General features: G+C 49.9%; 10 protein-coding genes. 7 read left to right on the top strand and 3 right to left on the bottom strand.

Annotated features, from left to right (window positions below; genetic code table 11):
- Window positions 1-5 precede the first annotated feature (5 nt).
- The 7 genes from FBY04_RS30745 to FBY04_RS32940 all read left to right on the top strand — a co-directional run bounded on the left by FBY04_RS30745 (window position 6) and on the right by FBY04_RS32940 (window position 7,582).
- Window positions 6-932: a hypothetical protein gene (locus FBY04_RS30745; protein ID WP_218571667.1), complete on the top strand. Its 927-nt coding sequence runs from the start codon at window positions 6-8 to the stop codon at window positions 930-932.
- Complete coding sequence (locus FBY04_RS30750; RefSeq protein WP_145319268.1) at window positions 929-3,118, top strand: FAD-dependent oxidoreductase; 2,190 nt, start codon at window positions 929-931, stop codon at window positions 3,116-3,118. Before FBY04_RS30745 ends, FBY04_RS30750 begins: the two co-directional genes overlap by 4 nt.
- Window positions 3,115-4,191 carry an FAD-dependent oxidoreductase gene (locus FBY04_RS30755; RefSeq protein WP_145307927.1) on the top strand — a complete coding sequence of 359 codons (1,077 nt, stop codon included), beginning with the start codon at window positions 3,115-3,117 and terminating at the stop codon, window positions 4,189-4,191. Before FBY04_RS30750 ends, FBY04_RS30755 begins: the two co-directional genes overlap by 4 nt.
- A gap of 58 nt (window positions 4,192-4,249) precedes the next feature.
- Entirely contained in the window at window positions 4,250-4,648 is a 399-nt protein-coding gene (locus tag FBY04_RS30760; protein ID WP_145307929.1) for a DoxX family protein, read from the top strand.
- Between the two features lie 174 nt (window positions 4,649-4,822).
- A complete protein-coding gene (locus tag FBY04_RS30765; protein WP_145307931.1) occupies window positions 4,823-5,689 on the top strand; it encodes a DMT family transporter in 867 nt (288 codons plus the stop codon).
- A 322-nt stretch (window positions 5,690-6,011) separates the two neighbouring features.
- The gene (locus tag FBY04_RS30770; RefSeq protein ID WP_256667208.1) at window positions 6,012-7,055 is read left to right on the top strand and encodes a cache domain-containing protein; all 1,044 of its coding nucleotides are present in this window, start codon (window positions 6,012-6,014) and stop codon (window positions 7,053-7,055) included.
- Between the two features lie 110 nt (window positions 7,056-7,165).
- A complete protein-coding gene (locus tag FBY04_RS32940; protein ID WP_256667209.1) occupies window positions 7,166-7,582 on the top strand; it encodes a GGDEF domain-containing protein in 417 nt (138 codons plus the stop codon).
- Between the two features lie 396 nt (window positions 7,583-7,978).
- On the opposite strand, the gene FBY04_RS30780 is transcribed toward FBY04_RS32940, so the two are convergent.
- Genes FBY04_RS30780 through FBY04_RS30790 form a run of 3 tightly spaced genes read right to left on the bottom strand, consistent with a single transcriptional unit; the run spans window position 7,979 to window position 10,063 of the window.
- Entirely contained in the window at window positions 7,979-8,677 is a 699-nt protein-coding gene (locus FBY04_RS30780) for a glutathione S-transferase N-terminal domain-containing protein (RefSeq protein ID WP_145319271.1), read from the bottom strand.
- A 12-nt stretch (window positions 8,678-8,689) separates the two neighbouring features.
- Window positions 8,690-9,367, bottom strand: coding sequence for a glutathione S-transferase family protein (locus FBY04_RS30785; protein WP_145319275.1), 678 nt, complete (start codon window positions 9,365-9,367; stop codon window positions 8,690-8,692).
- Between the two features lie 21 nt (window positions 9,368-9,388).
- On the bottom strand, window positions 9,389-10,063 hold the full coding sequence (locus FBY04_RS30790; protein ID WP_256667210.1) for a TetR/AcrR family transcriptional regulator: 675 nt from the start codon (window positions 10,061-10,063) through the stop codon (window positions 9,389-9,391).
- Window positions 10,064-10,180 lie beyond the last annotated feature (117 nt).

Genomic DNA, 10,180 nt, shown 5'->3' on the forward strand with positions numbered 1-10,180 from the left:
ACAGGTTGCCGCCCACGGCATTCGACGGCCCTGCACAATTTGGCTGCAAAACGCTCTACGTCGTAGGCGGCCTTTACGGAAACACTTATGCGTTAGATGCGCTGGAAATGTTGCTAGCAGATGAGCCAGAAGCTCGTGCTGTATTCAACGGCGACTTGCACTGGTTTGATCGTGATCCAGAAATCTTCCGGGGCCTTGAGGATCACGCTGCCCCTCACGTTCTTCTTCGCGGTAACGTCGAGACTGAGTTAGTCCGCGTGGAAGACAGCGGAACGGGATGCGGGTGCGCCTATCCTGAGGAGGTAACAGAACTCACGGTCGCTTGGTCTAACTCTATCCATGAACGGCTGTGTGAAACCTTCGCTACTCTTCCCTCGTTGAGGGCTTCAGTTGCGTTGCGTCCTGCCCATGCGCTGGTCGAAATTGCTGGACGTACAGTCGCCATCAGTCATGGTGATGAGTGTTCACTTGCCGGCTGGCAGTGTTCACGTCAGGCATTGAGATCTGTTGATCGCCAAAAGGAAGTGGCGGATTGGATGGCTGAACGAAAAATCGACGTATTCGCCACCAGCCACACTTGCTCCCCCGCAGCCTTGAGCTGGGGTTCTGGGGCGGTAATCAATAATGGTGCTGCCGGCATTCCAAACTTCAGCGCAGAACGTAAAGGGCTTGTCACGCGGATAGCTTCCACCCCCCATCCTCAGGCGCTTTATCGCGCTCAGTTGCTCGGACTCTACGTCGAAGCAATCTCGCTTGAATACGACCATGCGGCGTTCCTACAGGACTTCGACCGACAATGGCCCTCACAGAGCCCAGCAGCACTTTCTTATCGTGATCGTTTACTCAATGGAACTGACGATCTTCCATCATCAGCCTTGCTGGGCGGCTTTCAGGAGTGTTCAGTTTCTACGCTAAAGGATCCACTCTCATGAACCTTCGTAAGCTCATACTTTTGACGGTGATAGCTGCGCTGATCGCTTCTTTTTTTATCTTCGATCTGGGCCAATATCTCAACCTGACAAACCTCAAAACCCAGCAGGAAGCGTTTAGTGAACAGGTGTCTGCCAACCCCTGGCTCATTGGCGGCGCGTATTTTTTTCTGTACGTACTGGTGACTGCACTGTCACTACCCGGCGCCGCCCTCATGACTCTGCTTGGCGGTGCATTATTTGGCTTATTCGGCGGTACGCTCCTGGTGTCCTTTGCATCTACGCTTGGGGCCACATTGGCGATGCTGATCAGTCGTTTCATGCTGCGCGACTGGGTGCAAGCCAAGTTCAGTAAACGCCTGACGGGAATAAACCAAGGGGTTGAGCGTGAGGGGGCATCCTACTTATTCGCCTTGCGTCTGGTACCCGTATTTCCCTTCGTATTGATCAACCTGGCGATGGGATTGACCAAGTTGCCTGTGCGCACATTCTGGTGGGTCAGTCAGCTGGGTATGCTGCCCGGCACGCTGGTTTACGTGAATGCTGGTCGCGAGCTTGGTCAACTCAATTCGTTAGGTGGAATCCTATTACCCAGTCTCATCGGTGCATTCCTGTTGCTTGGTTTGCTACCGATGTTGTCTCGCAAAACTCTGGAATGGTTCAAGACTCGAAAAGTGTATTCAGGCTGGAAGAAGCCCAAGCGATTTGATCGCAATTTGGTGGTTATTGGCGCTGGCTCCGGTGGCCTGGTATCGGCGTACATAGCAGCGGCTGTGAAAGCAAATGTCACGTTGATCGAAAAGCACAAGATGGGCGGCGACTGCCTTAATACGGGGTGCGTTCCTTCTAAAGCACTCATTCGGTCTGCCAAATTTGCCCACGACTTTAAAAAAGCCGAGAACCTGGGCTTTAAGTCCGTGGCCGGCGAGGTTGATTTCGCGGCAGTCATGCAACGTATTCAGCACGTGGTGTCGACAATCGAGCCACATGACTCCATCGACCGTTACACAAAGCTAGGCGTAGAAGTCATTGAGGGAGACGCGAGGATCACCTCTCCCTGGACGGTTGAGGTCAATGGTAAAACCCTCAGCACTCGATCCATCATTGTCGCCACTGGCGCCCGTCCATTGATACCCAAAATTGAAGGTATTGAGCTCATCACTCCTCTTACCTCGGACAACATATGGGCATTGCGCGAACAACCAAAGCGATTGCTCGTTTTGGGAGGTGGGCCAATCGGTTGTGAGTTGGCACAAGCATTCCAGCGCTTGGGAAGTGCTGTGACCCAGGTCGAGATGGTTGAGCGACTATTGATCCGTGAAGATGTAGATGCAAGTGACCTCGTTATGACAAGCCTCAGGGCGGATGGTGTCGATCTCAGGTTGCAGCATAAAGCGATCCGCTTTGAGGTTATTGAAGGCAATCAGCAGCTGATTTGCTTAAACCTCGCGGACAATAGCGAAGTAAAAATACCTTTCGATCAAGTTCTTTTGGCCTTAGGCCGGGTCGCTAATGTAAAAGGTTTCGGCGCTGAAAAACTTGGTCTGGAGGTGCGAGGCAATGGCACTCTGAATACCAATGAATACTTGGCAACACGCTTCCCCAATATTTTTGCTGTAGGGGATGTCACGGGGCCGTATCAATTCACCCACACGTCCGCGCATCAAGCCTGGTATGCCGCAGTGAATGGACTGTTTGGGGGCTTTAAGCAATTCAAAGTCGACTACCGGGTGATTCCTTGGGCGACGTTCACTGATCCAGAGGTGGCACGTGTCGGCTTGAATGAGCAAGAAGCCAAATCCCAAGACATTGCCTACGAAGTCACCCGCTTTGGCATTGATGATCTAGATAGGGCTATCGCCGATGGCGCAGCCTACGGTTACGTCAAAGTGCTGACTGAGCCTGGCAAGGATCGGATCCTTGGCGCAATAATCGTAGGTCAGCATGCAGGTGATCTAATCACCGAATACGTGGCTGCCATGAAACACGGCTACGGCATGAACAAAATACTCGGCACGATCCATATCTATCCTACGTTGGCCGAAGCGAACAAATACGCTGCCGGAGAATGGAAGCGTGCTCATGCCCCCATCGGCGCACTGCGCTGGCTTTCAAAATTTCATCGATGGCGCCTGGGCGGCACCCATCGTATTGAATCTGGATTCAAGACGGACGAGAAACCGTCTTGAACGCGGAATTTGACCTCCTGCTTGCAGGAGCTGGCCATGCCCATTTGGGGGTACTGCGCGAGTGGCTCACTGTACCTCGGCCTCACGGACGTATCGCGCTCGTGAGCGATGGAACATCGGCTTGGTACTCAGGGATGCTTCCGGGCTTACTGGCTGGAAGGTATCGGCCAGAGCAGTGTCGAGTACCTCTACCTGCGCTCTGTGCTAGCGCGGGGGTTGACCTGATTCAGGGGAGAATTGTTGGCATCGACCCAAACTCGAACTCGTTGAGGCTTGCCGATGGGCGTATTTACTCGGCTACCTGGTTGTCTCTAAACGTCGGCTCAAAACCAGAGGCACTGCCGGGAGATTTTCGCGAGTTGGAACTGGTTCCAGTGAAGCCTTTCGAGGGGCTCGTCTGCGCCTGGAGTACCTGGCAGAAATCACCTACGCCCTTGGCAATTCTGGGTGGCGGTGCCGCAGGGGTTGAGCTCGCTCTTGCCCTTGCACCTCAAGTCTCAGAGTTAACACTTATCAGCTCTGGAGAGATCCTTGCTGGGCATCCGCCAGGGCTGAGGGCTCGGGCAATACGGTGCCTTGTGAGGAGTAATGTAAAGCTTATTGAGGGCTCCGCAGTCGAGAAGGTGGATGGCGATGCATTGTTGTGCGGATCGCAGATCGTTTGGCGCGGTAAACGACTCATTTTGGCTACCGGAGCAGCGCCTCTGCCTTGGTTAAAAGAGGGAGTGCTTGCTCAAGATAAACGCGGGTTTGTCGCTATTACTCCAACTTTTCAGAGCGTATCTCACAAGCAAATTCTTGCGGTGGGTGATTGTGCAAGCCTGCCTGATTGCCCGCGTAACGGTGTTTATGCGGTGCGCCAGGGGCCTTTGCTCGCTAAAAATCTGGCTGCAGCTTTAGAAGGCCAACAACTGATCAATTTTGTGCCTCAACGCCACGCATTGGCACTTTTGGCAGACGGTAAGGGCGGTGCCTTGATGAGCTGGGCGGGGATAACTGCGGAGGGCCGTTTATTTGGATGGTGGAAAAATCGACTTGATCAAAACTTCATAAACAAACTAACGACCATATGACGACATCATGGCGTTGAAGAAAGTAACTAATTCCAAATGCGAACATTGAGGTGCTGTAATGAAGAGTTGGACATTGCTATTACTTAGGGTTTCACTTGGCTGGCTATTGGTCATTTGGGGGGCAGATAAGGTTTTTAATGTAGCGCACAGCATGGCCGTGGCTAACAAATATTACTTGGGCTTAGGAACTGAAAGCATCCTGCAATTTGGTGGAGTAGTTCAAATACTCATTGGATTGCTGATCATTGTTGGCTTCGCTCGCCGTTGGGTATACCCCATACAAGTGCTGTTCAACGGCGCATCCCTTCTGGCCGTGATGAAATCAGTCATAGATCCATGGGGTTGGATTTTTGAGGGATCCAATGCGTTGTTCTACCCATCACTTATCATCTTTGCAGGAAGCTTGCTGTTGATCGCCTTTCGAGACGAGGATCGGCTGGTCTTGGATAGGTGCTAATCACCTTCCCATAGCCTAGCAATTCACTGAAAAAAACTGGGTCAAAAATCTATATATTGGTGACCCAGTGACGCACATCTGACACCTGACGATGATTTTATTCCGTCAAAGTTAAAAGTTCAAATTTCGCCGGAGACGTGGAGATTGCGATTCTATTGATCAGGTTTTTTTGTAATGAATACAAACCCACACGCGATTCGTGATCGGATCTTCCGCTCAAGTTTTGTGCTTCAAGTGATGTTGTGCTTGATGGCCTTCGCAGCAAATTCAATTTTTTGCCGTCAAGCTTTGGTGGGGGGACAAATTCCCCCTGAGTCATTTACTGTAATCCGACTGCTAAGCGGCGGTCTCTTTGTGCTGCTATTGATCAGATTACGCAATCCTAGGGTAACTGTCGGGGGAAGCTGGAAGGGAGGCTTTTCACTCATTACATACGCTTATCTTTTCTCCATTGGCTATGTCCAATTGGGCGCAGGTATGGGAGCATTGATTTTGTTTGGCGCGGTGCAAATCACGATGTTCATTGTCTCCTGGATGAAAGGTGAACGTTTTCGTAAGATAGTGCTAATTGGCATGGTGACGGCATCTCGCGGCGTACTTTTCTTGCTGCTGCCAAGCGGCAGTTCTCCGCCCCTCGGTAGCGCAGTGCTAATGACAATCTCCGGTGTGGCGTGCGGCGCCTATTCACTACTCGGTAAGACTACTGTGAATCCACTTGCGGAAAACACCGGGAATTTCGCAAGGTGTCTTCCATTTTTGCTATTACTTGCTCCAGTCATTTTTTTTGGAAATGGCCTTAACATGAGTTTGTCAGGAGTGATGTACGCGCTCGCCTCAGGTGTGTTGGCGTCAGGCTGTGGTTATGCGCTTTGGTACAGCACTGTTAAACACATCAGTTCCCAAAACGCCGCCACTCTTCAGCTAAGCGTTCCAATCATTGCTTCCTTCGCAGGCGTACTTTTTTTGAACGAGCCGCTTTCGTTCAGACTGTTGTTGGTATCAGTCATGGTATTGGGCGGTGGCGCTGTTGCCGAACCATGAACCAGTTCGGCGCTGATTGGTTCCGAGGTATGAAGGCTCAATCGGCGCTCTCCCAGGTAAAGACGGCACGATAACACTAAGCATTTCATTCAAACGTTCGATACAAAAAAAATATTTTTAAGAGCCTTTAGCCAATTTTTCCGATAACCGGCAAGAAAAGCGTAGTGGCATAGTAAATCCAAGGGGATGTTCCTCCATAGATCGTGGATATTCAGTCCTATATCGTCAACTCCAAGGAAGCCTCTTCCGTAAACCAAAACACAGAAAGAAATAGATATATGATGTAATATGTCATCTACCTTCTAAATGTAGACTTTGCACAATGAGATCAATATTTAGTGCCGCACCTTTTTTTCGTATAAATTTACGCCGCCTGATATTTCTTCTTGCCCTTCTCAGCGCGATGACTTTCCAATCCAATACGTTTTATGCTAGCTATGGCGTCCAACATCAACTGCTAATTGACAACACTCTTGAAAGCAATCGGGTCTACTCCAAAAAATTAGCCGACAGCATCGATGACTTCTTAAAATCTGCGCAACAGCAACTGGCTTATAGCGCTAAAGATATTGCAAAAAACTTCAGAAATCCAACTGCATTGATAATGGAAGCTAATCGCCTGCGTTTGCAGACGGATAGTTTCAACTCCGTCGTATTTGTTTATATGAATGGAAAGGTACTGGCCACCTCCCCAGAAACCCTTAATATTTTTGGAAAAATAATTGAGTCCCCAGGAGCTAAAGAGGCCATACAAAAAAGGCGTCCGCTGATTAGTTCGCCCTATATCTCGGCAGCAGGCAACCTATTAATTTTTATTTCCAACCCTGTCATTAACAACACAGGGCAATATCTTGGTTATATTGGCGGAACCATCTACCTCAAGCAAAAAAATATTCTAAACAATTTACTTGGCGAACACTATTATCGCGACGGCTCTTACCTATATGCAGTCGATAAAAACAGACATCTTTTATATCACCCAGACCCTGAAAGAGTGGGGAAAAATGTTATTAACAATCTAGCCATTGATGCGATAGCTCGCGGCGAGAGCGGGCGTATGCGGCTTATTAATAGCACAGGTATCGATATGTTGGCCGGATATGCCATAGTATCGAGTACCGGCTGGGGAGTCGTCACACAGAGACCGACTCAAGCCACTCTAGCACCACTCAATGGGTTAATGATCAACGTTCTACTTAACACGTTACCTTTAACATTTTTAACTCTATTATTAATATGGTGGTTCACTGAAAAATCACACTACCATTACGAGAACTTGCTGACAGCGCCCAGCACATGGATCGACCCGCTTCCGCAGATCGCATCCAGAAAATTCGCTCCTGGTATTTTGAATCCAATGAAATAAAACGAGCACTGCTATCCAGCTTTAAACGAGTTCATTATAAAATAAACAAACTGCTTTTGGATGTCAAAAGTGATCCGTTAACTGGCCTCCATAACCGACGCGGACTAGACATGGCCCTAGGCATCATGCAATCAGAGAACGAAAACTTCGCCATAGTGTCTTTGGACATCGATCACTTCAAATCCGTCAATGACACTTACGGCCACGACGCCGGCGACAAGGTTCTATCTAATCTAGCAAAAAAAATTAAAACCCTTTCGCGTGATGATGACATAGTCTGTCGAGTTGGCGGGGAAGAATTTCTAATATTGCTACCTAGCCTAAGTTTAAAATCTGCTGAGGAGTTTGCTAAACGTCTCCGAAAAGAAGTCGAGCAAATGAAATTCGAAATAGTAGGCCACATCACTATCTCTCTAGGTGTTGCATACTGGAACCGTGACACTGGAGACATCAAAGGGGTGCTAAAAATCGCGGACGAGATGCTTTACAAGGCCAAACACAATGGAAGAAATCGAGTCGAAGCCTAAAAGATATCTAACTAACATCTTCAATAATACACGACACACATTTCCATCAAAATATATATCATCAACATCTGCCTCGTCACGCACGAATAATTCACAAAGGGGAATTTAAACACTTACTTCGGCGTGCGAGTATTCGACACTGCCCCGTATGTATGTCATTGTTGGATCCTGAAGTAGGGTCAACATGAGCGGAGCGTATAGGCATGGTCAATCGCAGCTTGACGCCTACCTCTGGTTCTAAGTGGGCAATTGAACGCCAGCGAAACCATTTATGCAAATTCGATGGATCTGCTCATAAACTGGACTCTAGCTCTCTCATATAACGGCGATTACCCATGAGCCTGAAGAAACATGATGAGGCGGGCCGCACGCCATTACAGCATGCGGTGCATCTGTTTATCGGACGGTGCTCGCATCCTGATTGAACAGCAGCTTTCGGGTTTTCTCGTCGACTACCGGTGCGGTGTTGATTTGCTCTGCAAGAGCATAAGCCCGCTTCGTGGCTGGTCGATCACCTACTTGCTCAAACCAAAGTGCCAAATGAGGAAAGTTAGCAAGATCTTGCTGCTGCCGCAGGTGAGGCACAATCCACGGGTAACAGGCCATGTCGGCAATACTGTAATCACCCGCAATATAGCCGCGACCATCAGCCAAGTGCTTGTTCAACACGCCATACAGCCGAGCCGTCTCGTTAATGTAGCGCTCCTGCGCATAGGGAATTGGCACCGGAGCGTATTGTACGAAGTGATGATTCTGCCCCGCCATCGGCCCCAACCCACCCATTTGCCAGAACAACCACTGCAAGGTTTCGTTGCGCCCTCGTAGATCGCCAGGAATGAAATGATGAGTTTTATCTGCCAGGTACAATAAAATGGCGCCCGACTCGAAGACTGACAACGGCTGACCACCGTCCAGTGGCTCATGATCGACAATGGCTGGAATACGATTATTGGGAGCAATTTTTAAAAATGAAGGCGTGAATTGCTCCCCTTTCCCAATGTTCACCGGCACGATCCGATAAGGCAGGCCCGACTCTTCAAGGAACATGGAAATTTTGTGCCCGTTAGGGGTAGTCCAGTAATGCAGGTCGATCATGATCTTGCACCTCTACTGAATAATCTGAGGGAACATCGCTTTACGGGCGTCAGCATCCATTTCGGTCTTGTAACTGTGTTGGGTCTTCAGTGCTTCAGCTCGCTGGGCTGCCGGTCGCGCATTGATTTCATCAAGGAGCCGTTTGACGTTTGGAAGTTTCCCCCAAGCTTCGTCACCCAGGATGAAAGGTACTGCTCGCGCCCAGCCCCACACCGCCATATCCACCAGCGTGTACTCATTTCCTGACATGTAAGGCATGTTTGCCAGGCGGTCGTTGATGATCGTCCAGTGACGCCAGGCTTCGAAGGTGTAACGGGTAACGGCGTAATCTTTGGGGTCGGGGGCGAAGTGTTTGAAATGCACTGCCTGACCAGAGTACGGGCCGATGCCAGTCGCGACGAACATGAGCCAGGAATACATTTCTCCACGGGCTTTCAGATTGTCAGCAGGTAGGAATTTTCCGCTCTTTTCTGCCAGGTAAAGCAGTATGGCGTTGCTGTCGAACACTACGGTATCGCCGTCAACCAAAGCCGGTGTCTTGGCGTTTGGGTTGATCTTGAGAAACGCCGGATCGTGCTGCTCTCCCTTGCGGGTATCGACAGGGATGAGTTCGTACGCAAGACCTGCTTCCTCGAGGAAAAGCGCAACTTTTGCGGGGTTGGGTGACGGGTGATAGTAGAACTTGATCATGTTGACTCCGTGTAGTGGCGGTCAGTGAATGTCGCAAAGTGCCAGGGGCGGAAGCCCCAGGCTGTTGAGCGCAATTTCTATAGCGTCTGTTACACACGCAGGATCTGGGTTCATCCGGGCTAACACTCGGACACCCAACAACACGCTGAGCAAATGATGTGCGCCCTGCTTCGCATCAATCGCCAAGAAGCCATCACGTTGCACACGAAAGACAAGTAAGCGGCTTTCAAAAAAGCTGCGAATGGTCTCGAGTTCTTCTGCGACGGCCTGTCGTAAGTCTGCGTCGTCCGCACTTGCTTCAAGGGCAGAGTTCACCAATAGGCAACCCCGATGAAATGGATCGTTCAGTGTGCGATCCAACACCTCTGCGAAGAATCCAGTAACAGCCATCCCAGCGTCCGAAAACCCTTCAAGACGCTGGATACGCTGACGCACACTGCACTCCAAGTAGTGCTCCAGGGAGCGTCGATACAGGCTGCGTTTGTCGCCGAAAGCGTTGTAAAGGCTAGGCTGATTAAGGCCCGTACACTTGACGAGGTCTCGTGTGGAGGTGCGCTCATAGCCCTGCGTCCAGAACGCGTCAACTACGGCAGTTAAAATTTTCGCTTCGTCAAAGCTACGAGGTCGGGCCATGGATTGAAGCTGCCATTTGAATGTGACATCGAACATATCACGCCGTTTTGTATCGATCGACACAAAATAACACGATTAGACGAAATGAATCGCCCCTAGTTTCGTAGACACCTCCAAGCCTTAAAATGAGGCCCATTAGGAGGTGCCATGAGCAACCAGCGTTATCCCGAAGAATTCAAA

This window comes from Pseudomonas sp. SJZ080 (genome assembly GCF_007828295.1).
In the GTDB taxonomy this organism is placed as follows: domain Bacteria; phylum Pseudomonadota; class Gammaproteobacteria; order Pseudomonadales; family Pseudomonadaceae; genus Aquipseudomonas; species Aquipseudomonas migulae_A.